Annotated in this window: 19 protein-coding genes; 6 read left to right on the forward strand and 13 right to left on the reverse strand. The window is 70.9% G+C overall.

What is annotated here, in order from left to right:
- Nucleotides 1-212: 212 nt before the first annotated feature.
- Genes H563_RS0109445 through H563_RS16015 form a run of 3 tightly spaced genes read right to left on the reverse strand, consistent with a single transcriptional unit; the run spans nt 213 to nt 3,882 of the window.
- Entirely contained in the window at nt 213-1,058 is an 846-nt protein-coding gene (locus H563_RS0109445) for a transglutaminase family protein (RefSeq protein WP_022882358.1), read from the reverse strand.
- Nucleotides 1,055-1,981 carry an alpha-E domain-containing protein gene (locus H563_RS0109450; protein ID WP_022882359.1) on the reverse strand — a complete coding sequence of 309 codons (927 nt, stop codon included), beginning with the start codon at nt 1,979-1,981 and terminating at the stop codon, nt 1,055-1,057. The genes H563_RS0109445 and H563_RS0109450 overlap by 4 nt, the downstream gene beginning before the upstream one ends.
- A complete protein-coding gene (locus H563_RS16015) occupies nt 1,981-3,882 on the reverse strand; it encodes a circularly permuted type 2 ATP-grasp protein (protein ID WP_022882360.1) in 1,902 nt (633 codons plus the stop codon). The genes H563_RS0109450 and H563_RS16015 overlap by 1 nt, the downstream gene beginning before the upstream one ends.
- Before the next feature lie 246 nt (nt 3,883-4,128).
- On the opposite strand from H563_RS16015, the gene H563_RS0109460 reads away from it, so the two are divergent.
- From H563_RS0109460 to H563_RS0109480, 5 genes are all read left to right on the forward strand, one after another.
- The gene (locus H563_RS0109460; protein WP_022882361.1) at nt 4,129-5,055 is read left to right on the forward strand and encodes an NAD(P)-dependent oxidoreductase; all 927 of its coding nucleotides are present in this window, start codon (nt 4,129-4,131) and stop codon (nt 5,053-5,055) included.
- A gap of 58 nt (nt 5,056-5,113) precedes the next feature.
- Entirely contained in the window at nt 5,114-6,541 is a 1,428-nt protein-coding gene (gene argG, locus H563_RS0109465) for an argininosuccinate synthase (RefSeq protein ID WP_022882362.1), read from the forward strand.
- 31 nt (nt 6,542-6,572) lie between these two features.
- Complete coding sequence (locus H563_RS0109470) at nt 6,573-7,466, forward strand: GDSL-type esterase/lipase family protein (protein WP_022882363.1); 894 nt, start codon at nt 6,573-6,575, stop codon at nt 7,464-7,466.
- A gap of 73 nt (nt 7,467-7,539) precedes the next feature.
- A complete protein-coding gene (locus H563_RS0109475; protein ID WP_051142717.1) occupies nt 7,540-7,965 on the forward strand; it encodes a phage holin family protein in 426 nt (141 codons plus the stop codon).
- A complete protein-coding gene (locus H563_RS0109480; RefSeq protein ID WP_022882365.1) occupies nt 7,965-9,248 on the forward strand; it encodes a YhjD/YihY/BrkB family envelope integrity protein in 1,284 nt (427 codons plus the stop codon). Before H563_RS0109475 ends, H563_RS0109480 begins: the two co-directional genes overlap by 1 nt.
- Before the next feature lie 106 nt (nt 9,249-9,354).
- Here H563_RS0109480 and H563_RS0109485 read toward each other — a convergent pair whose 3' ends face one another.
- From H563_RS0109485 to H563_RS16020, 8 genes are all read right to left on the reverse strand, one after another.
- Nucleotides 9,355-9,702, reverse strand: a complete 348-nt coding sequence (locus H563_RS0109485) for a hypothetical protein (protein WP_022882366.1) — start codon at nt 9,700-9,702, stop codon at nt 9,355-9,357.
- 301 nt (nt 9,703-10,003) lie between these two features.
- The gene (locus tag H563_RS0109490) at nt 10,004-10,480 is read right to left on the reverse strand and encodes a hypothetical protein (protein ID WP_022882367.1); all 477 of its coding nucleotides are present in this window, start codon (nt 10,478-10,480) and stop codon (nt 10,004-10,006) included.
- Nucleotides 10,481-10,845: 365 nt separating this feature from the next.
- Nucleotides 10,846-12,078 carry an alpha-hydroxy acid oxidase gene (locus H563_RS0109495; protein ID WP_022882368.1) on the reverse strand — a complete coding sequence of 411 codons (1,233 nt, stop codon included), beginning with the start codon at nt 12,076-12,078 and terminating at the stop codon, nt 10,846-10,848.
- A gap of 6 nt (nt 12,079-12,084) precedes the next feature.
- Nucleotides 12,085-13,563, reverse strand: coding sequence for a rhamnulokinase (locus H563_RS0109500; protein WP_022882369.1), 1,479 nt, complete (start codon nt 13,561-13,563; stop codon nt 12,085-12,087).
- 5 nt (nt 13,564-13,568) lie between these two features.
- Nucleotides 13,569-15,713, reverse strand: a complete 2,145-nt coding sequence (locus H563_RS0109505; RefSeq protein WP_081416243.1) for a bifunctional rhamnulose-1-phosphate aldolase/short-chain dehydrogenase — start codon at nt 15,711-15,713, stop codon at nt 13,569-13,571.
- A gap of 2 nt (nt 15,714-15,715) precedes the next feature.
- Nucleotides 15,716-16,879 (reverse strand): L-rhamnose isomerase, encoded by a 1,164-nt coding sequence (rhaI, locus tag H563_RS0109510; protein WP_022882371.1) that lies wholly within the window; start codon nt 16,877-16,879, stop codon nt 15,716-15,718.
- On the reverse strand, nt 16,863-17,240 hold the full coding sequence (locus H563_RS0109515) for an L-rhamnose mutarotase (RefSeq protein WP_022882372.1): 378 nt from the start codon (nt 17,238-17,240) through the stop codon (nt 16,863-16,865). The genes rhaI and H563_RS0109515 overlap by 17 nt, the downstream gene beginning before the upstream one ends.
- Entirely contained in the window at nt 17,237-18,583 is a 1,347-nt protein-coding gene (locus H563_RS16020) for an MFS transporter (RefSeq protein WP_022882373.1), read from the reverse strand. The genes H563_RS0109515 and H563_RS16020 overlap by 4 nt, the downstream gene beginning before the upstream one ends.
- A gap of 164 nt (nt 18,584-18,747) precedes the next feature.
- Between H563_RS16020 and H563_RS0109525 the strand changes: the two genes are divergently transcribed.
- Nucleotides 18,748-19,767, forward strand: a complete 1,020-nt coding sequence (locus tag H563_RS0109525; protein WP_027479288.1) for a LacI family DNA-binding transcriptional regulator — start codon at nt 18,748-18,750, stop codon at nt 19,765-19,767.
- Here the strand turns inward: H563_RS0109525 and H563_RS0109530 are convergent.
- Together H563_RS0109530 and H563_RS0109535 are read right to left on the reverse strand one after the other, a co-directional pair.
- The gene (locus H563_RS0109530; RefSeq protein WP_022882375.1) at nt 19,764-20,240 is read right to left on the reverse strand and encodes a nucleoside deaminase; all 477 of its coding nucleotides are present in this window, start codon (nt 20,238-20,240) and stop codon (nt 19,764-19,766) included. The two genes, H563_RS0109525 and H563_RS0109530, sit on opposite strands and share 4 nt — an antisense overlap.
- 20 nt (nt 20,241-20,260) lie before the next feature.
- The gene (locus H563_RS0109535; protein ID WP_022882376.1) at nt 20,261-21,688 is read right to left on the reverse strand and encodes a purine-cytosine permease family protein; all 1,428 of its coding nucleotides are present in this window, start codon (nt 21,686-21,688) and stop codon (nt 20,261-20,263) included.
- Nucleotides 21,689-21,746: the final 58 nt, after the last annotated feature.

Here is a 21,746-nt window from a genome sequence, read left to right on the forward strand (position 1 = left end):
AGCTTTCGACGAGTCGAATGTGCCGACGGACTGGAGCTGCGGGCCTGGCCGACGGTTCGTCACTCTTGGCTCTGCATGCCGGGCGCGGCGACACTTTTCGACGAATCAACTGGGGGGTCTGTCACCGTTCGTCGATTTGTGCGCGCGCCAGCGCCGGGGCGGGCGAAAAGTGACGAATCGGAAGCATGAATGGAGACCGAGCGGCGGCCGGGTCAGGACTCGCGGGTGATCTCGACGCGGACGAAGGTCTCGGCGGCGCCGGCGCCGGCGTAGACGCCGCGGATCGGGGCGATGTCGTCGTAGTCGCGCCCCCGGCCGATGTACACGTGCCGGTCCCCGATCGGAATCAGGTTGGTCGGGTCCCAGCCGCGCCAGGCGCCGCAGAACCACTCCAGCCACGCGTGCGACTCGCCGAGCACCGTCTGCCCGACGGGCGCGTCCGGGTCGGGGTGCAGGTACCCCGACACGTAGCGGGCCGGGATTCCGACCGAGCGCAGGGCGCCGAGGCTGACGTGCACGATGTCCTGGCACACGCCGCGGCGGGCGGCCCAGGCATCCGCCGCCGTCGTGTTCACGGTGGTCGCCCCGGGAACGTACTCCATCGCCTCGCCGATCGCGCGGCAGATCGCCTCGGCCGCCGCGCACGGGGTGTCGGCGCCGGCGGCGAGGTCGGCGGCCAGCTGCCGCACCTCCTCCGCCGGGGCGGTGAGGGAGCTCTGCCGCAGCTGCTCGACGTACTGCACGGCGGTCTGCGCCCGGGCCGTCATCTCGTCCCAGGTTCCCTCGCAGTCGCCGGCCGGCCGGTCCGAGACCTCGACGAGGCTGCTCGCGGCGAGGGTCATCTCGCGATGCGGCGACAGCACCTCGAACGCCGTCACCCGGGTGCCCCAGTAGTCGTTGTACGCGTACTGCGAGGCCGACGGCGTGATGTCGAGATGGGCCGAGAGCACGACCTGGCCCTCGACGGATGCCGGGAGCATCCGTGCCTCGTTGTACGACGCCGACGCCTCGACCTCGTAACGGAACCCGGTGACGTGCCGTACCCGCATGCGCTTCACAGCCGCTCCCCCGCCCACGTCGGAACCGCCTGCGACGGGAAGTAGCGCAGCTTGACCGCCTCGCTCGCCGCGCTCGTGGCCCGCTGGATGCCCTCCATGGCGTGCGGCAGGTCGTCGAGGATCTCGGCGATCGGCCGATACTCGAGACTCGAGACCGCCTGGCCGAGCACGCGCAGCGCGGCGTCGCCGGCGACCCGGTCGACGCGCGGCTCGAGCGCGGTGAGGCTGTCGACGGCCGTGCTGACCGAGAACAGCACCGACCTGGGGAAGATGCGGTCGATGAGCAGGAACTCGGCCGCGTTGCGGGTCGAGGGCACGCCCCGGTAGGTGCGCAGGTACGCCTCGTAGGCGCCGCAGGAGCGCAGGATCGTGGTCCATGACGGGCCGGATGCCTCGGTGAGCGCCCGAGTGGCGAGCAGCCTGGCCGTCATGTCGGCCCGCTCCAGCGCCCGGCCGAGGGTGAAGAAGTGGTACGCGTCGTCGCGGCTCATCACGGTCTCGTTGATGCCCACGGCGAGCGCGGTGCGCTCGCGCACCCAGTGGAAGAACTCGTGCACGCGCTCGGCGGCGACGCGGCGGGGCATCCGTGTCGTCGTGGTGTTCAGGCACTCCCAGAGCTCGCTCGAGATGATCTCGCGCGCCCGCCGGGCGTTCTCGCGCGCGGCGTACAGCGAGTAGGCGATCGACGCGGGGTGCTGCCGGTTCACGGCGAGGATGCCGAGCACGCCGGCCCGGTCGATCGGCTCGGCGTCGGGCGCCTCGGAGCCCATCACGCCGAGCAGGGCGCGGCAGGCGGTGTCCTCGTCGATCCACGGGTCTTCGAGCAGCAGCTGCAGGTGCACGTCGAGGATGCGCGCGGTGCCGTCGGCCCGCTCGAGGTAGCGGCCGATCCAGAACAGGGATTCCGCGATGCGGGAGAGCATCAGCGCTGCCTCCCTTGGTCTCCATTCAGCCGCTGCGCGGCTGAGTCGACCAGCGGGAACGTCAGCCGCTGCGCGGCTGAGTCGACCAGCGGGGGCGCGGCACCGCCGGTCGACTCAGGCCGCAGGCCTGAATGGAGACCGAGCGGCATGCGGGCGGATGCTTGCTGCTGCTGGTGCTGGAGTTGCTGGCGCAGGCGCAGGGGGTTGTCGAGGTCGACGTCCATGTGGTCCTCGGGCTTCGCCGGGCGGATGCGGCCCTGCTGCTGTTGCTGCTGCTGGCCGCTCGGGCCCGGGGCGTCCTCCGGCGCGTACTGTGGCGCGTTGCCGGCGCCGGCGGCCACGTCGGCGAGCGGCGGGGTTCCGACGACGGGGATCGCGCTCGTCGTCGCCTGGTCGAGGGTGATGGCGCTGACATCGCGCGCCCTCGCCGCGCCGGGGGTGGGCCGGCCGAGCACCCAGGTGTCCTTCGACCCGCCGCCCTGCGAGGAGTTCACGACCAGCTGGCCGGCCGGCAGGGCGACACGGGTGAGGCCGCCGGGCAGCACCCACACGTCGTCCCCGTCGTTCACCGCGAACGGTCGCAGGTCGGAGTGCCTCGGCTGCATGCCGTCTTCGACGAGGGTGGGGATCGTCGACAGCTGCACGACCGGTTGCGCGATCCAGCCGCGCGGGTCGGCCAGCAGCTTGGTGCGCAGCGCGTCGAGCTCCTTCTTCGAGGCGGCCGGGCCGATCACGAGCCCCTTGCCGCCGGAGCCGTCGACCGGCTTGATCACGAGCTCGTCGAGCCGGTCGAGCACCTCCTCGAGCGACCCCGGGTCCTCCAGCCGCCAGGTGTCGACGTTGGGGATGATCGGGTCTTCGCCGAGGTAGTAGCGGATCAGCTCGGGCAGGTAGGTGTAGGTCAGCTTGTCGTCGGCGACGCCGTTGCCGACGGCGTTGGCGAGGGTGACGTTGCCGATCCGCGCCGCGGTCAGCAGCCCCGGGGTGCCGAGCACGGAGTCGGCGCGGAAGTGCAGCGGGTCGAGGAAGTCGTCGTCGACGCGGCGGTAGATCACGTCGACCCGGGTGGGGCCGCCCGTGGTGCGCATCCAGACGTGGCCGCCCGAGCAGTACAGGTCGCGGCCCTCGACGAGCTCGACCCCCATCAGCCGGGCGAGCAGGGTGTGCTCGAAGTACGCCGAGTTGTACACGCCGGGGGTCAGCACGACGACGACCGGGTCGTCGACGCCGGGCGGCGCCGAGGCGCGCAGCGCCTGCAGCAGCCGGTACGGGTAGTCGCCGACCGGGCGCACCGACATCGACACGAACAGTTCGGGCAGGGTCTGCGCCATCACGCGGCGGTTCGAGATCACGTAGGAGACGCCGGAGGGCACTCGCACGTTGTCCTCCAGCACCCGCCAGGTGCCGCGCTCGTCGCGGATCAGGTCGATGCCGGCGACGTGCACGCGCACCCCGTTGGCGCTCTCGATGCCCGCGGCCTGACGGCGGAAGTGCGAGGAGGTGGCGATCAGCGCGGCGGGGATGACCCCGTCGGCGACGGCCTCCTGCCGGCCGTACACGTCGTCGAGCAGCGCCTCGAGCGCGCGCACCCGCTGCTTCACCCCGGCCTCGAGGCCGACCCACTCCTCGGAAGAGATCACCCGCGGCACCGCGTCGAGGGGGAACGGCCGCTCCTCTCCGGCGAAGTCGAAGGTGACGCCCTGGGCCAGGTAGCTGCTGGCCAGGGCCTCGGCTCGTCCGCGCAGCTCGGACTGGGTCATCCGTGCCAGCGTCGCGTACAGGTCCTTGTACGCGGGCCGGGCCTTGACGCCGCCCGCCTCGGTGCCCTCGAACATCTCGTCGAAGGCGGCCCGCGGGCCGGGCACGATCGTCGCGCCGTAGCCCTCGAACAGGTCGCCCATGCCAGCAACCTAGGGCGCGTGTGTTGCCTGCGTGTTTCCGCCGGGTCTCCATTCAGGCCTGCGGCCTGAGTCGACCAACCGGAGCGCGGGGTCTCCATTCAGGCCTGCGGCCTGAGTCGACCGGCGGGAGCGCGAGGTCTCCATTCAGGCCTGCGGCCTGAGTCGACGAGCGGGAGCGCGAGGTCTCCATTCAGGCCTGCGGCCTGAGTCGACCAGCGGAGACCGAGCCGGTCGTAGGCTCGGCGCATGCCCCTCGTCGTGAGCCTGCCCGATGACCGCCTCGCCGCCCCGCTCGCCGCCGCGGGCCCCCTGCCGGAGGGCGCCGTCGAGCTCACCACCTGGGCCGTCGACGGCCCGGCCCCGCGCCGCGACATCGACCTCGCCGTGATGCCCTACCGGGCGCTCGGCGACCGCATCCACTGGGCCGAGACGGTCGACGCCCGGCTGCTGCAGGGGCAGTCGATCGGCTTCGACGACGTCATCGGAAAGCTGCCGGCCGGCCGGGTCTTCGCCAACGCGGCGACCGTGCATGAGACCTCCACCGCCGAGCTCGCGATGACCCTGCTGCTGGCCGCCCAGCGCGGCATCCCCGACTTCGTGCGCGCCGCAGGCCAGGCCGCCTGGAGGCCCGGCTGGTACCCGCCGCTCGCCGACCAGACCGTGCTGCTGCTCGGCTACGGCGGCGTGAACCGGGCCGTCGAGCAGCGGCTGGCCGGCTTCGAGGTCGAGCGGATCATCCGCGTGGCGCAGCGAGCCCGCGACACCGAGGCCGGCCGCGTGCACGCCGTCTCCGAGCTGCCGGAACTGCTGCCCCAGGCCGACGTCGTCGTCGTCGCGACGGTGCTCAGCGAGACCACCCGCGGCCTCGTCGGCGCCGCCGAGCTGGCCGCCCTGCCCGACGGCGCCCTGGTGGTGAACGTCTCCCGCGGCCCCGTCGTCGACACCGCGGCGATGCTTGCCGAGGCGGGCCGGCTGCGCTTCGCCCTCGACGTCACCGACCCCGAGCCGCTGCCGGCCGAGCATCCGCTCTGGCGCGCGCCGGGCGTGCTCATCTCGCCGCACGTGGGCGGCGCGACGGCCGCCATGACGCCACGGATGGCGCGGCTGCTGCACCGCCAGATCCGGCACCTGCTCGCCGGGGAGGAGCCGGAGAACATCGTGCTGCGGGGGTAGCCCGGCGCGAGGCATCCGTCGACGAAATCGCCGTCGAGCGCGCCCCTAGACTTGACGGGTGTCCAAGGTACTGAGCAAGCTCCCCGTCGGTGAACGCGTCGGCATCGCCTTCTCGGGCGGCCTCGACACCTCGTGCGCGGTCGCGTGGATGCGCGAGAAGGGCGCCGTGCCCTGCACCTACACCGCCGACATCGGCCAGTACGACGAGCCCGACATCGCCGCCGTGCCCGGCCGCGCGACGCAGTACGGCGCCGAGCTCGCCCGGCTCGTCGACGCGAAGGCCGCCCTCGTCGAAGAGGGCCTCGTCGCCCTGCAGTGCGGCGCCTTCCACATCCGCTCCGGCGGCAAGACCTACTTCAACACCACGCCCCTCGGCCGCGCCGTGACCGGCACCATGCTGGTGCGCGCCATGAAGGAGGACGGCGTCGACATCTGGGGCGACGGCTCCACCTACAAGGGCAACGACATCGAGCGCTTCTACCGCTACGGGCTGATGGCGAACCCGCGGCTGCGCATCTACAAGCCGTGGCTCGACGCCGACTTCGTGGGCGAGCTCGGCGGCCGGCACGAGATGAGCGAGTGGCTGGTCGAGCGCGGATTCCCGTACCGCGACCCGACCGAGAAGGCGTACTCGACGGATGCGAACATCTGGGGCGCCACCCACGAGGCGAAGCAGCTCGAGCAGCTCGACTCGGGCCTCGACATCGTCGAGCCGATCATGGGCGTGGCCTCGTGGCGCGACGACGTCGAGATCGCCAGCGAAGAGGTGTCGGTGCGCTTCGAGGCGGGCCGCCCCGTCGCGATCAACGGCACCGAGTACGCCGACCCGGTGGCGCTCGTCTACGAGGCGAACGCGATCGGCGGCCGTCACGGGCTCGGGGTCAGCGACCAGATCGAGAACCGCATCATCGAGGCCAAGTCGCGCGGCATCTACGAGGCGCCTGGCATGGCGCTGCTGCACATCGTGTACGAGCGGCTGCTGAACGCCATCCACAACGAGGACACCGTCGCGAACTACCACACCGAGGGCCGCCGCCTCGGCCGGCTGATGTACGAGGGCCGCTGGCTGGACCCGCAGTCGCTGATGCTGCGCGAGTCGATCCAGCGCTGGGTCGGCTCGGCCGTCACCGGCGAGGTCACCCTGCGGCTGCGGCGCGGCGACGACTACACGATCCTCGACACCACCGGCCCGCACTTGAGCTACCACCCCGACAAGCTCTCCATGGAGCGCGTCGGCGACGCGGCCTTCGGCCCGGGCGACCGCATCGGCCAGCTGACCATGCGCAACCTCGACATCGCCGACTCCCGCGCCCGGCTCGAGCAGTACGCCGCCTCCGGCATCATCGGCGGGGCGACCGCCGAGCTGGTGGGCGAGCTCGAGGCCGGCGACGCCGACGCGATCCTGGGCGGCGGCGACGTCGACGAGACGCGCCGGGCGACCGACGACCTCTCCGAGGGCGCCGCCTTCGACACCGGCACCGACTGACGCCGTGCGCCGCCCCGCGTACCGTGAGGGCATGGGCGCCCGAGCCGTCGCCGCCGCCGCGGCCTGCATTGCCGCGGCTCTCGCGCTGTGCGCCTGCACCGGCGCGCCCACGGCCGGACCGCCGGGCCCGGCGGCCTCGAGCGCGAGCGCGACGTCGACCGCAACCGTGCCGGCGTGGCTGAGTAAGGTCGACACCATCGGCATGCTCGGCGACTCGATCAGCAACGCCGTGTACGCCTGCGGCGCCTACCCGACGGGTTGTCCGGCCGACACCTGGGCCGGCGGCAGCAACCCGAAGGTCGACTCGATCGCGAGCCGCATCGCGGCGGTGCGCGGCAGCCGCCCGCGCGTCGTCAACCAGGCGCTGAGCGGCGGCGAGCTCTCCAGCATGCTGCCGCGGGTGCGGCAGGTCGTGGCCGCCGCGCCTCAGCTCGTCACCATCATGATCGGGGTCAACGACGCCTGCGCCCCTTCGGTGGATGCGATGACGCCGGTCTCGCAGTACACGACCGAGTTCGCGCAGGCGCTCGATGAGCTGCACCGCGGCGCACCCGACGCCCACGTGCTGGTCATGTCCATACCCGACCTCACGACACTGTGGAAGCTCGGCCGCGACGACCCTGCGCTGGTCGCCCAGTGGAAGGACCGGACGACCTGCGCCTCGATGCTCGCGAACCCGACATCGGATGCGCCGGCCGACGTCGCCCGCCGCGCGGCCGTCTCGGCGCGCATCGACGCCTACAACGAGGTGATGGCCCAGGCGTGCGCGAAGTACGCGCGCTGTCACGACGACGGGGGCGCCGTGCACGCGCATCCGTTCACCGATGCCGAGCTGTCGAGCGTCGACCACTTCCACCCGTCGGTGCTCGGCCAGCGCGAACTCGCGGCGCTGGGCTGGCACGTGCTCGTGCGGGCGGGAGGCTGAGCGCGAGCCCGAGCAGCGAGACAATATCGCCGTGGCGGGGTACTCCTTTGGGGAAGAAGGAGGCGAAATGAGCATGACCACCAACACCGGCACCGGCGGCGACACGAGCCGAATCGCGGTGCACGACGAGTCGCTCGGCGAGCTCATCGCCGGCGCGACGCGCGATCTCTCCACGCTCGTCTCGCAGGAGATCGAGCTGGCCAAGGCCGAGGCGAAGCAGTCCGTCACCTCGGCCGCGACGGCGGGCGGCATGTTCGCCGTGGCGGTCTACGGCGCGCTGATGGGCGTCTTCTTCCTCTCGGTGGCGCTGTGGTGGGCCCTCGGCACCCTGGTGGGCAACGGATGGTCCGGCCTGATCGTCGCCGTCATCTGGCTGCTCATCGCCGCCGTCGGAGCGCTCGTCGGCCGGCAGCGCCTGTCGCGCATCGGCCTGCAGCAGACCGCGGAGGCCGCCCGCGAGATCCCCGAGACCCTCAAGCCGACGGAGGAGCCCCGCTGATGGCCCGCACCCCCGACGAGATCCGCCGCGACCTGGAGCGCACCCGCGCCCGGCTGTCCCAGCGCGTGGACGAGCTCGCGCACCGCGTCAGCCCGCCCCGGCCCGACGTGAAGGCCCATGAGGCGGTCGATTCAGTGCGCGAGCGGGTCTCGCACGCCGCATCCGTCGCCAAGGAGAAGCTCGGCGACGCGGCCGGGGCCGTGCGCGGCGCCGTCTCGCGCGACCACCACGATGACGAAGAGGACGAGGACGACGACGTGGACGACGCCGACCCGCACCATTACCGCAAGCCGCAGACCCCGCCACAGGTGCGCCCGCGGGCGTGGAAGTACACGCTCAAGCGCACGCTGCGGGAATTCAGCCGGCATCAGGCGACCGACATCGCGGCGACGCTGACCTATTACGGCGTGCTGTCGATCTTCCCCGCCATGCTCGCGGTGTTCTCGCTGCTCGGCGTGATCGGCCAGGGGCCGAGCACCGCCAAGACCGTGCTCGACATCATCGGCGGCTTCGCGCCGTCGAAGACGACCAGCCTGATCCGCGATCCGATCATGCAGTTCGCCACCGCGAAGGGGGCGGGCATCGGCGTCATCGTCGGCATCGTGATGGCCGCGTGGACGGCCTCCGGCTACGTCGGCGCGTTCTCGCGCGCGATCAACCGCATCTACGGGGTCGGCGAGGGCCGGCCGGTGTGGAAGCTGCGGCCGATCCAGCTCGCGATCACGCTCATCATCATCGTGCTCGTCGCGCTGATGGCGCTGCTGCTCGTGGTCTCGGGCCCGGTGACGGATGCGATCGGACAATTCCTCCACGTCGGCGGAACGGTGACGACGGTGTGGGAGATCGGCAAGTGGCCCGTGCTGGCCGCCGCCGTGATCGTGGTGATCGCGCTGCTGTACTGGGGCACGCCGAATGCGAAGCAGCCGAAGTTCCGCTGGATCAGCCTCGGCAGCCTCACCGCGATGGTGCTGCTCGCTATCGCGACGCTGGGCTTCGGCTTCTACGTGGCGAACTTATCGAACTACAACAAGTCGTACGGATCGCTCGCCGGGGTGATCATCTTCCTGGTCTGGCTGTGGATCGTGAACCTGGTGCTGCTGCTCGGTGCGGAGTTCGACGCCGAGCTGGAGCGCGGCCGCGAGCTGCAGGCGGGCATGCCCGCCGAGCGGGAGATCCAGCTGCCGCCGCGCGACGAGCGCCAGCTCGACAAGCAGAACGCGAAGGACGAGAAACTCTACGAGCAGGCCGCCGACCTGCGCCGCGACCACGCCCGCGACGAGTGAGCGGCCGGCTTCGTCACTGAACGCACGATCCGTCACTCGGGTGCGGCACAGGCAGTGACACATCCTGCGATCGGTGACGAACGTTGATCGACCGTCACTTGGCGTGCTAGTCGATGAACGCACGGATGCGCGCCGCCAGATCCTGGCTCATTCCCTTTGCCACGAGCCGCTCGAGAATGTCGGTGTCGCCGCGGTGCATAGCGTCTTCGATCGTCGTCGCGACCCAGGCCACGACCCAGTCCTCCTGCGGCCGATCGGGAGAAGTCACAGCTGAGAGCAAGAAGCGGTCGCCTGACTCTCGGTCACGCATGACCGACTCCACTTCTTCGTCGATGCGGTAGAGATCGCCGTCCCAGGACCGTACCCGTAGCCTCTCGCTTCTCTTGTCGCTACGCCCTGCTGCCTCCGCCTGCCAATACCGCCGGACCAGATCTCGCAACTCGTCAATCCTCATCGGGTGCGTCTTCCTGAACGACCGCGCGGGAAGATGCCAGGGGCCCGGAGGCTGGCAGAGCCACCGGGCGAGAACCCGAGCAGCCCCGCGAACACGATCGCAAACACGATCAAGAACGAAAGCGGCGCGTAGAGCCAGGGCAGGATGCCAGTGATCATGGTGGTCAGTGGGGATGGCTCTAGCGATCCGGAAAGTATTCCAAGCGCGACCCCGCTGATCACATAAGCGACTGCAACGCGGCGGAACACGACTTTCCGCTTCTTACGCCTCTCTTCCCCGGCCATGCGTCGTTATCCGGACTTCACGATCCCGCGGACCGAAACGCATTGATTCGCGTAGCATCCTGCTCCGCGCAAGCAAAGTAGTACGCGACCATTCCGACCAGGCTCAGAACCAGCCAGCCAACCAGATCTGTTTGGCGATCCGTGCCGATGTAGAAGAGCGCCGAAATGCACAGCAACAGGAAGAGCGCCGCCAAGCCGCAGACCGTAGCGGTGACTCGAGGCTGAAGTCGGCGACGCACGATGGCAAAAGTGATGCCTACGACCAGCGAAACAAACGCGGAAACGACGAATCCCAGCAGGACCGCGGCCATGAATATCAACCCGCTCAGGTCTACGTAGCCCTCTAAACGACCGCCGGCGCTCACGTACCTTATGTGCTGGATCAAGAGGCTGATGAGTGAATAAACCATTGCCGTGATAGGCCCGCCGACGAAAGCGAGTAACACCAGGCGAAACGGGATACCGATGCCCGATGGTTTCGCCTCGGTCATCATCGTCTCGCTCCTGGGTCCCGCAGACCTCGAACCCGGCTTTCCATCGAGGAGGAGAGCCACGGCCAACAGCACTCAGGCCCTGCAAGAGCACGTACCTCGCGCTTGACCAATTCTTAGCGCACAGGAAGCCGGCAAGACAATCGTCCGACTCTCCGGCGGGCACCCCAGTTCGGGGCTTACCGCACCGGCTGCAGCCGGGTGAGCGGGGTGATGACCGCGGCAAGAGCGAGCCTGCCGTCGGCGCGGCGCACTGAGGGAAGGGATTCGGCGGGGCTTCCGGCGCGGCGCGGCCGACGCGCCGCGAGCGGCGCCCAATTCCTTCCCTGCGGGCAGCGCCGCCCGGCCACTCCGCCGCCCGCGCGCCCCTACCGCACCGGCTGCAGCCGGGTGAGCTGGGTGACGTGCTGGGGGCCGAGCTCGGCGAGCGAGGCCACGCCGAGCAGCTTCATGGTGCGGCGGATCTGGTCGGCGAGGATCCAGATCGCCCGGTCCACCCCCTCGCGGCCGCCGGCCATCAGGCCGTACAGGTAAGCGCGCCCGATCAGGGTGAACTTCGCGCCGAGCGCGATCGAGGCGACGATGTCGGCACCAGACATGATGCCGGTGTCGATCGCGATCTCGGTGTCCTTGCCCACCTCGCGCACCACCTCGGGCAGCAGCCGGAACGGCACCGGCGCGCGGTCGAGCTGGCGGCCGCCGTGATTGGAGAGCACGATGCCGTCGACGCCGAGGTCGACCAGCTTGCGCGCATCCGCCACGTTCTGCACGCCCTTGATCACGATCTTGCCGGGGAACAGCCCTCGGATCGTCTCGAGGTCGTCGAAGCTGATCGTCGGGTCCATCGCCGCATCGAGCAGCTCGCCGACCGTGCCGCCGGTCGACGACAGCGACGCGAACTCGAGCTTGGGCGTGGTGAGGAAGTCGTACCACCACCACGGCCGGGGGATCGCGTCGACGATCGTCTTCACGGTGAGCGCCGGCGGAATCGAGAACCCGTTCCGCTTGTCCCGTAGCCGTGCCCCCGCCACCGGGGTGTCGACGGTGAAGAACAGCGTGTCGAAGCCGGCCGCCGCCGCGCGCCTGGTCAGGTCGTAGGAGATCTCGCGGTCGCGCATCACGTACAGCTGGAACCAGTTGCGACCGCGCGGATTCGCCGCCTTGACGTCCTCGATCGACGTGGTGCCGAGCGTCGACAGCGAGAACGGGATGCCCGCCGCCCCTGCGGCGCCCGCCCCCGCGATCTCCCCCTCGGTCTGCATCAGCCGGGTGAACCCGGTCGGGGCGATGCCGAAGGGCAGCGCGCTCGGCCCGCCGAAGATCTCGCACGAGGTGTCCACCTCCGCCGCCCCGCGCAGAATCGACGGGTGGAACTCGATGTCCTGGAACGCCTGCCGGGCGCGCCGCATCGACAGCTCCTGCTCGGCCGCGCCATCCGTGTAGTCGAAAGCGGCCCGCGGCGTGCGCCGCTTCGCGATTCGGCGCAGGTCGTAGATGGTCAGCGCGCTCTCCAGCCGGCGCTTCTTCGCATCGAGCTCCGGCTTGCGGAACTGCATCAGCTCAAAGATCTCGGCGGGATTGGGCAGCTGTCGTTTCACCACGCGGGGTCAACTCCTCGGTCGGTAGACGGTGGGCGGGAAGGCACGCGCGACCAGGGCGCGCAGCTCGGGCAGGCCGCCGGCGACGAGGCCCGCCGCCCGCGCCTGCACCAGGATGTTGCCGATCGCGGTCGCCTCGACCGGCCCGGCGAGCACGGGCATGCCCGACCGGTCGGCGGTCGCCTGGCACAGCAGCGCGTTCTGCGCGCCGCCGCCGACCAGGTTGATGGTCGACACGGGCGCGCCCGAGAGCCGGGATGCCTCGCGCACCGTGTCGGCGAACGCCTGGGCGAGGCTCTCGACGATGCTGCGCACGAACTCCGCACGGCCGGCAGGCGGCCGCACCTCGTGCTCGCGGCACCACTCGGCGATGCGGCCGGGCACGTCGCCGGGCGGCAGGAAGCGCGGGTCGTCGACGTCGAACACCGTGACAGCGGATGCCGGCACCGCCCGCGCCTCATCGAGCAGCTGCTCGAGCGTGCTGGAGCGCTGCGCGGCGGTCGCGTCGGCGGGGCTCCAGGCGCGGATCGACTCGGTCAGCAGCCACAGCCCCATCACGTTGTGCAGGAAGCGGATGCGCCCGTCGACGCCGCCCTCGTTGGTGAACCCCGCGAGCCGGGCCGACTCGCCGATCACCGGCGACTCGAGCTCGACGCCCACGAGCCCCCACGTGCCGCAGGAGATGTAGGCGAAGTCGGCGGCCGGGTTGGGGATCGCCACGACGGCCGAGGCCGTGTCGTGCGAGCCGACCGCGGTGACCGGCAGCGGGGCGCCGACGACCTGCCGGGCGGGGCCGTCGATGGTGCCGAGCGACGCGCCCGGGTCCACCAGCGGCGGCAGCATCCGTTCGGGCACGCCGACGCGGGCGGCGAGCTCGAGGTCCCACGCGCGGGTGCGCGCGTCGAGCAGGCCCGTGGTCGACGCGTTGGTGCGCTCCGCGGCCACGACGCCGGTGAGCTGGTGCGCGATGAGGTCGGGCACGAGCAGCAGCGTATCCGCGGCGGTCAGCAGCCCGGAGTCCCGGTCGCAGGCGAGCTGGAATACGGTGTTGAACGGCAGGTGCTGCAGGCCGTTGCGGCGGTACAGCTCGGCCGCCGGCGCCACGTGGTGCACCGCCTCGACGCCGGCCGCGGTGCGCGCGTCGCGGTAGTGGTACGGCTCGCCGAGCATGCGCCCGCCGCGCAGCAGGCCGTAGTCGACCGCCCACGAGTCGATGCCGACGCTGAGCAGATCGGATGCTCCGGCCGCCGCCTCGCGCAGCCCGTTCAGCACCCCGCGGTACAGCCCGAGGAAGTCCCAGTGCAGGCCGTCGCGCAGCGCGATCGGCTCATTCGGGAACCGCGCGACGTGCCGCAGCTCGAGCGCGCCGGGCGACACCCGGCCGACGATGACCCGGCCGCTCGTGGCGCCGAGGTCGACGGCGACGACGGAACCCGACGGGGAACTGCGGCGCGAGGCATCCGTCGCCGCCCTCGCCGTTGCCCTCATCGCTGTCACCGCAGGAACGCGGCGGCCACGCCCGCATCGACCGGGATGTGCAGCCCCGTCGTGTGGTCGAGGTCGCTCGTGCACAGCACGAACACGGCGTTCGCGACGTTCTCGGGCAGCACCTCGCGCTTGAGCAGCGTGCGCTGGGCGTAGTACTCGCCGAGCTTCTCCTCGGGCACGCCGTAGACCGCGGCGCGCTTGGCGCCCCAGCCGCCGGCGAAGATGCCCGAGCCGCGGACGACCCCGTCGGGGTTGATGCCGTTGACCTTGATGCCGTGCTCGCCGAGCTCGGCGGCCAGCAGCCGCACCTGGTGCGCCTGATCGGCCTTCGTCGCCGAGTAGGCGATGTTGTTGGGGCCGGCGAACACCGAGTTCTTCGACGAGATGTACACGATGTCGCCGCCGAGCTTCTGGTCGATCATCACCCGGGCGGCGGCGCGCGAGACGAGGAAGGAGCCCTTGGCCATCACATTGTGCTGCAGATCCCAGTCGGCGACGGTCGTCTCGAGCAGCGACTTCGACAGCGAGAGGCCGGCGTTGTTGACGACGATGTCGAGGCCGCCGAACGCGAGCAGCGCGGCGTCGACCGCGGCCTGCACCGCGTTCTCGTCGGTGACGTCGGCGGCGACGCCGATCGCCACGTCGGCCGAGCCGAGCTCGGCGGCGGCCGCCTGCGCCTTCTCGGCGTCGAGGTCGGCGATCACGACGCAGGCGCCCTCGGCGGCCAGCCGCTTGGCCGTCGCCTTGCCGATCCCCGACGCGGCGCCCGTGACGAGCGCGATGCGGGTGGCGAGCGGCTTCGGCTTCGGCCGGCGCCTGAGCTTGGCCTCCTCCAGCGCCCAGTACTCGATGCGGAACTTCTCGGCCTCGTCGATCGGCGCGTACGTCGAGATCGCCTCGGCGCCACGCATCACATTGATCGCGTTGACGTAGAACTCGCCGGCGACGCGCGCGGTCTGCTTGTCGGCGCCGTAGCTGAACATGCCCACGCCCGGCACTAGCACGATCGCCGGGTCGGCGCCGCGCATCGCGGGCGGCTCCTCGCCGCGCTCGCGCGCCGCGGCCGCACCGCGCTCGTAGTAGGCGGAGTAGTCGGCGCGGTACGCCTCGTGCAGCTCGGGCAGCCGCGCGACGATCTCCTCCACGCTCGCGGTGGCGGGCAGGTCGACGACGAGCGGCTTCACCTTGGTGCGCAGGAAGTGGTCGGGGCAGCTCGTGCCGAGCGCCGCGAGCTCGGGGTGGCGCGCGGAGGCGAGGAAGTCGAGCACGACCTGGTCGTCGGTGAAGTGGCCGACCTGCGGCTTGTCGGTCGAGGCGAGGGCGCGCAGGTGCGGCGCGAGCGCGGCCGCCTTCGCGCGGCGATCGGATGCGGGAAGCGGCGCGTACCCGTCGAGCTTCTCCCCGAACGGGTCGGCCTTGCCGTGCTGCTCGATGTACTCGGCGGCGGTGCGGATGATCCACAGCGAGTTGGCCTCGGCCTCGTCGCTCGTGTCGCCCCAGGCGGTGATGCCGTGCCCGCCGAGGATCGCCCCGATCACGTCGGGGTTCTGCCGCTTGATCTCGGCGATGTCGAGACCGAGCTGGAAGCCCGGGCGGCGCCACGGCACCCAGGCGACCCGGCCGCCGAACGCCTCGGCGGTCAGCCGCTCGCCGTCGGCGGCGGTGGCGAAGGCGATACCGGAGTCGGGGTGCAGGTGGTCGACGTGCGCGGCGTCGACCAGGCCGTGCATCGCGGTGTCGATCGAGGGGGCGGCCCCGCCCTTGCCGTGCAGGGTGTAGTCGAATGCGGCGACCATCTCGTCCTCCCGCTCGACCCCCGGGTACACGTCGACGAGCGCGCGCAGGCGGTCCAGCCGCAGCACGGCGAGGCCCGCCTCCGTCAGCGTGCCGAGGTCGCCGCCGGAGCCCTTCACCCACAGCAGCTCCACCGGCTCGCCGGTCACCGGGTCGATGTCGGTGGCCTTCGCCGAGGTGTTGCCGCCGGCGTAGTTGGTGTTGCGCGGGTCGGCCCCGAGCCGGTTCGACCGCGCGATCAGTTCCGCCGGGGCCGATGGCTGAGGAGTCGCCGCAGGCGACGTCTCGAAGCCCGGCCCACCCTTCGAGACGCCGCTGCGCGGCTCCTCAGGGTTCGAGGTGTTCGACTCGCTCATGCTCATGCTCCCCATCCGGCCTGCGTGCCGCCCACGCGCTCGGCCTCGATCCTCTGCTGATACCCCGACTCGGCATAGGCGCGCATCGGGTCGGCGGGCAGTCCGCGCGAGGCCCGCCACTCGGCGAGCGCAGGGCGTACATCCGTGTAGAAGGCGTCCATCAGCACCCCGTTGGCGGCGAGCACATCGCCCTCCTGCTGGGCCCGGCGCAGCGCATCCGTGTCGACGAGCAGGGCGCGTGCCGTCATCTCCTGCACGTTGAGCACCGAGCGGATCTGCCCCGGGATCTTCTTCTCGATGTTGTGGCACTGGTCGAGCATGAACGCCACGTCGGGGTTGCCGTATCCGCCGCCGCGGATCACCTCGTAGATGATGCGGAACAGCTGGAACGGGTCGGCGGCGCCGACGATCAGGTCGTCGTCGGCGTAGAACCGCGAGTTGAAGTCGAACGACCCGAGCTTCCCGAGCCGCAGCAGCTGGGCGACGATGAACTCGATGTTGGTGCCAGGCGCGTGGTGGCCGGTGTCGAGGCAGACGTACGCCTTCTCGCCGAGCGCGACCGTGTGCGCGTAGCTCGTGCCCCAGTCCGGCACGTCGGTGTGGTAGAACGCCGGCTCGAAGAACTTGTACTCGAGCACGAGCCGCTGCCCCTCCCCGAGGCGGGCGTAGATCTGCGAAAGCGAGTCGGCCAGGCGGTCCTGTCGGGCGCGGATGTCGTCCTGACCCGGGTAGTTGGTGCCGTCGGCCAGCCAGATCTTCAGGTCGCGCGACCCGGTCTCGTTCATCACGTCGATGCACCGGTAGTGGTGGTCGATCGCCTTCTGGCGGATGCGCGGGTCGGAGTGCGTGACGGATCCGAGCTTGTAGTCGTCGTCCTGGAAGGTGTTGGAGTTGATCGTGCCGAGCCGCACCCCGTTGTCTTCGGCGTGCTTGGCGAGGTCGGCGTAGGAGTCGACCGTGTCCCACGGGATGTGCAGGGCGACCGACGGCGCGAGGCCGGTGTGCCGGTGCACCTGCGCGGCGTCGCTCACCTTCTCGAACGGATCGCGCGGCACCCCCGCCTGCCCGAAGACCTTGAACCGCGTGCCCGAGTTGCCGAACGCCCAGCTGGGCAGCTCGATCGCCTGCTTCTCGAGTTCGGGGGTGATGTCAGAGAACGTCGTCATCGTCGCCCGCTCCTTCCGCAGCTTCCAGCTGCTCGTCCAGATTGAAGATCTCCTCGAGCTCGACCGCGGCCTGGTCGGCGCGACCGTCGAGGTCGACGAAGAATTCGGCCATCTCGGCCTCCCACCGGGCGGCGACCGGCGAGGCGGCGAGGTATTCGTCGGCGGCGGCCTTGGCTGCGGCATCCGTGACCTCGTAGTAACCCACCAGCTGCCCGTCGTCGGCGAGGAAGATAGAGTAGTTGCGCCGCCCGCTCGCCTCGATCGCCTGCAGCATGTCGGGCCAGACGGATGCGTGGCGCGCGCGGTACTCGTCGATCCGATCGGGCCGCACCCGCAGCGTGAAGCAGATGCGCAGGGTCACTTGCGGCCCCCTCGCGCGCCTGCCTCCTGCGTGACCCGCAGGAAGCCCGTCTCGGTCTCGAGGTACTCGCCGTAGCGCTCCTGCTCGATCTCGCGCAGGCTCTTGCCGCGGGTCTCGGGCGCCCAGATGGTGCCGATCAGGAACGAGATCACGAGCAGCGCGATGATCAGGATGCCGAGCTTGGACAGGCCGATCGTGTCGAGCAGGGTCGGGAACCACAGGCTCAGCACGCCGACCATGATGCGGGCGGCGGTGAACAGCACGCCCTGGGCGCCGGCGCGGTACGGGGTGGCGAACAGCTCGCTGGTCCACAGCCCGTAGAAGGCCTGGGCGCCGATGCCCGCCGAGATGCCCCAGCCGAGCGCGAAGATGAACAGCACCGGCAGGCTCGGGGCGCTGAAGACGAGCACCGCCCACGCGCCGATGGCCATGAGCGCGCCGATGGCGAAGAGGATGCGGCGGGACATCCGGTCGCCCAGCAGCATGAAGCCCACCCAGGTGAACAGCGAGGTGCAGAACCACAGCAGCGCCTGGATCAGATCCTGCTCGACGACCGAGGTGAAGCCGCTGGCCGAGTACACCCGCGGCATGAAGATGCCCGCCTGGCCGGCGACGGTGTTCCAGAAGGCGTAGACGCCGAACAGGAAGAGCAGGGCCGTGATGTTCACCCTGCGGTTGAACAGGGCGCGCATGCTCGCGCCGATCGTGATCGAGCGGGCGTCGCGGTCGCGCTGCTCCGTCCAGATGCCGGATTCCGGCAGACCGCGTCGCACGATCCAGGTGATGGCGGCGACGACGAACAGCTCGGCGAAGATCAGCCGCGAGCCGAGCAGCCCGAGCGGGGCCACCGCGACGGCCAGCAGGTAGCCGATCATCGGCCCGAGCGACCAGGCCAGCTGGGCCGTGCCGACGTGGGCGGCGCGGCGATCGTCGGGCGCGATCTCGGCGATGTACGTCCAGGCGGCGGGAACGCCCGCGCCGACCGCGATGCCGGAGAGCAGGAAGCCCGCGAAGAGCATGCCGGTGTTGCCGGCGAAGATCACGAACAGCATGCCGAGCATGTACAGCAGCAGGTCGTAGGTGTAGATGAACTTGCGGCCCAGCCGGTCGCACAGGGGCCCGCCGATGATCGCGCCGATCGCCGCGCCGAAGGCGTTCGGGCTGAAGGCGGCGAGCACGCCGACAATGCCGTTGCCGAGGTGGAACTCGGTCTGCCAGAAGCCGAGGCTCGTCGCGATGGCGATGATCGAGCCGGCTTCGATGTAGTTGGACATGGCGACCGAGATCGTCGACCGCCAGCGGTGGTCGGCCACGGGTCGCGTCGTGGCGTCAGCGCGCGTCATTGCGTCTCTCTTCCGGTTCCGGCCCGGGACCACTGTGGTCCCCGTCGGCCTCGACTGCGATGAATCGTTTCATCGATCGCACGGGAATGCAACTATTGATGGGCTGTCGAGATCCGGCAGGGCGATCTCCGGCAGGTTCGAGATCCGGGCGAGGGAGGGCGACGATGACCGTCAGTGTGCGCGACGTCGCCGAGCACGCGGGCGTCTCGGTCGGTACGGTCTCGAACGTGCTGAACGGCAAGGCGACCGTGCGGCCGGAGACGGTCGAGCGCGTGCTCGCCGCGGTGGCCGAGCTGGGCTTCGTGCGCAATGACGCCGCCCGCCAGCTGCGCGCCGGCGTCAGCCGCAGCATCGGCATGATCGTTCTGGATGCCGGCAACCCGTTCTTCACCGGGCTCGCCCGCGCCGCCGAGCAGCGCGCCCTCGCCGAGGGGCGCGCCGTGCTGCTCGCCAACAGCGACGAGCAGCCCGAGCGCGAGGCGCTCTACCTCGACCTGTTCGAGCAGCAGCGGGTCGCGGGCCTGCTGATCAGCCCGGTCGGCGACGCCATGGACCGGCTGCACGCCCTGCACGGCCGCGGCACCCCGACGGTGCTTGTCGACCGCTTCAGCGACGACCCCGGGTTCTCGTCGGTCTCGGTCGACGACGTGGCCGGAGGCCGCATGGCCGCCGCGCATCTGCTCGAGACGGGCCGGCGGCGCATCGCGTTTGTGGGCGGCCCGCGCCGCCTGCGCCAGGTCGCCGACCGGTTGCGCGGGGCGCGCCAGGCGCTGCGCGGGCGCACGGATGCCTCCCTCTCGGTCCTTCCCACGCGGGCGCTCACCGTCGACGACGGGCGGCGTGCGGCCTCCGAGCTGCTGCGGCTGCCGGCATCCGATCGGCCCGACGCGGTGTTCGCCGCCAACGACCTGCTCGCGATCGGGGTGCTGCAGGGGGTGCTGGAGGAGCGTCGCGTGCCGGGCGAGCTCGCGATCGTCGGCTACGACGACATCCCGTTCGCCGCGTCGATGGCGGTGCCGCTGACGTCGGTGCGCCAGCCGTACGCGCGCATGGGCGAGCGGGCGGTCGAGCTGCTCGAGCGAGAGATCGCCGACCCGTCGCGCGCCGACCGGGAGCACGTGGTCTTCGAGCCCGAGCTCGTGGTGCGCGCGAGCAGCGGTGTGCGGGAGCCGCCCGGCGCCTAGTCCTGCCCGATGTCCTCGTTCCAGAGGGCGGGGTTGGCGGCGATCCATCCGCTCATCAGGTCGATGAGGGCGGGGTCGTTCACCACCGTGACCTCGACGCCGTGCTCGGCCAGCCAGTCCTGCCCGCCGAGGAAGGAGCGGTCGTCGCCGACGACCACCCGCCCGATGCCGAACTGGCGCACGAGGCCGGAGCAGTACCAGCACGGCGAGAGCGTCGTCACCATGACGGTGTCGCGGTAGGAGCGCTGCCGGCCGGCGTTGTGGAACGCATCGGTCTCGGCGTGCATGGCCGGGTCGTCGTCCTGCACGCGCTTGTTGTGACCGCGGCCGAGCAGCCGGCCGTCGCGGGTGAACAGCGCCGCCCCGATCGGGATGCCGCCCTCGGCCAGGCCCGCGCGCGCCTCCTCCGCGGCGACGGCGAGCATCGCGGCGTCGGTGGTGTAGCGCGTCTCTTCGGTCGACTCTTCGCTCATCGGATGCCCCGCCGCATCCGTCACGCGACCTCGTCGGCCGCGTCGACGCCGGCGATGACTTCGGGCTCGCTCTCGAGCGGGCCGCCGAGGCGGATGCCCATGGGCTTGAACAGGGCCCAGTAGATCACGGCGGCGAGCAGGAACCCGACGAGGGGGGTGAGGTCGCCGATGCCGCTGTGCGCGGCGACGAACCCCGTGTAGAACGACTGGTTGGAGAACAGCCAGATCGAGATCGCGCCGCCCGCGATGAGGGCGATGAAACCGGCCCAGTTGGTGAACTTCGCGCTCTCGGGGATCAGCTCGGCGATCGACGTGCCGCGGCGCAGGATGCGGTCCATGAAGACGACGCCGAGCCACGGGGCGATCCAGTAGGCGATGACGAGCAGGAAGTTCTCGTACCACTCCTCGAACTGGCCGTTCAGCACGGCGGCCAGGGCGATGAAGAATCCGACGATGCCGAAGCCGACCGCGATGATCGCCCGTCGCAGCGCGAACGGGATCTTGACGCCCGCGGCGAGGAACGACATCGCGCCCGAGTAGATGTTCAGGGCGTTCGCGGCGATGGCGCCGACGCAGATGGCGAGCAGGGTGAGGTCGCGGATCCAGGTGGGCAGCGGCTGCACGAAGCTGTCGGTGGGGTTGTCGCCGTTGAACGCGATGTAGGCCGACGCGGCGCCGGCGATCATCAGCACCGTGCAGCTGATGAAGTCGCCGAGCCCCGCCGCCCAGCCCAGTGCCGCGCGATTGACGTCCTTGCGCTGGTAGCGGGTGTAGTCCGACGCGTAGGGGTTCCAGCCGGCGGCGTAGCCGAACGCCCCCGATGCTGTCAGGGTGAATCCGGCGAACGACCAGCCGAGTCCCTTGGGCGGGGTGGCGTCACCGGTCTTCGCGAAGATGACGATCACCGCGATGAGGAAGATGATGCCCAGGATGATCGCGGTGTAGCGCTCGAACTGCTGCACCAGGTCGTGGCCGACGAACGCGAGCACGACCTGCACGACCACGACGATGACGAGCGAGAGCCAGGCCGGCATGCCGGTCAGCGCACTGAGCGCGAGCGTCCCGCTGGCGGAGTTGGTGGCGAACCAGCCGAGCCCGGCCATCGCGGTGTTCAGCGCGGCCGGCAGGATGTTGCCGCGGGTACCGAACGCGGTGCGGCTCAACACGAGCTGTGCGAGCCCCTCGCGCGGGCCCCAGGTCGACAGGATGCCCTGGGTCAGCGAGCCGAGCGCGTTCCCGACGACGATCGCGAGGATCGCTGCGGGCAGGCTCAACCCGAAATAGGCGACGGCGATCATGCCGACGAACACCGTCGCGAACTCGAGGTTGGGCGAGGTCCAGGTGGCGAAGAGCTGCCACGGCGAGCCGTGACGCCGCTCGGGCGGGATGGCCTCGATTCCGCCGACCTCGATGACGGTGCGCGCGGCGGCCGGGGAGGGGGAAGTCATACTCGGATGTTACCGGCGGCGGCGGCGCGCGTTGTTCTCGGGCATCCGTCGCCGCTCA

This window comes from Gryllotalpicola ginsengisoli DSM 22003 (assembly GCF_000419445.1).
GTDB lineage: Bacteria > Actinomycetota > Actinomycetes > Actinomycetales > Microbacteriaceae > Gryllotalpicola > Gryllotalpicola ginsengisoli.

Excerpts from the sequence above, each read along its gene's own strand:
- H563_RS0109525 (WP_027479288.1), top strand. The coding sequence starts at position 18,748 with ATGACCGTCAGTGTGCGCGACGTCGCCGAGCACGCGGGCGTCTCGGTC.
- H563_RS0109470 (WP_022882363.1), top strand. The coding sequence starts at position 6,573 with ATGGGCGCCCGAGCCGTCGCCGCCGCCGCGGCCTGCATTGCCGCGGCT.
- H563_RS16020 (WP_022882373.1), bottom strand. The coding sequence starts at position 18,583 with ATGACGCGCGCTGACGCCACGACGCGACCCGTGGCCGACCACCGCTGG.
- rhaI (WP_022882371.1), bottom strand. The coding sequence starts at position 16,879 with ATGACGACGTTCTCTGACATCACCCCCGAACTCGAGAAGCAGGCGATC.
- H563_RS0109475 (WP_051142717.1), top strand. The coding sequence starts at position 7,540 with ATGACCACCAACACCGGCACCGGCGGCGACACGAGCCGAATCGCGGTG.
- H563_RS16015 (WP_022882360.1), bottom strand. The coding sequence starts at position 3,882 with ATGGGCGACCTGTTCGAGGGCTACGGCGCGACGATCGTGCCCGGCCCG.
- H563_RS0109500 (WP_022882369.1), bottom strand. The coding sequence starts at position 13,563 with ATGAGGGCAACGGCGAGGGCGGCGACGGATGCCTCGCGCCGCAGTTCC.
- H563_RS0109480 (WP_022882365.1), top strand. The coding sequence starts at position 7,965 with ATGGCCCGCACCCCCGACGAGATCCGCCGCGACCTGGAGCGCACCCGC.
- H563_RS0109490 (WP_022882367.1), bottom strand. The coding sequence starts at position 10,480 with ATGATGACCGAGGCGAAACCATCGGGCATCGGTATCCCGTTTCGCCTG.
- H563_RS0109460 (WP_022882361.1), top strand. The coding sequence starts at position 4,129 with ATGCCCCTCGTCGTGAGCCTGCCCGATGACCGCCTCGCCGCCCCGCTC.
- H563_RS0109535 (WP_022882376.1), bottom strand. The coding sequence starts at position 21,688 with ATGACTTCCCCCTCCCCGGCCGCCGCGCGCACCGTCATCGAGGTCGGC.
- H563_RS0109450 (WP_022882359.1), bottom strand. The coding sequence starts at position 1,981 with ATGCTCTCCCGCATCGCGGAATCCCTGTTCTGGATCGGCCGCTACCTC.
- H563_RS0109505 (WP_081416243.1), bottom strand. The coding sequence starts at position 15,713 with ATGAGCGAGTCGAACACCTCGAACCCTGAGGAGCCGCGCAGCGGCGTC.
- H563_RS0109485 (WP_022882366.1), bottom strand. The coding sequence starts at position 9,702 with ATGAGGATTGACGAGTTGCGAGATCTGGTCCGGCGGTATTGGCAGGCG.
- H563_RS0109530 (WP_022882375.1), bottom strand. The coding sequence starts at position 20,240 with ATGAGCGAAGAGTCGACCGAAGAGACGCGCTACACCACCGACGCCGCG.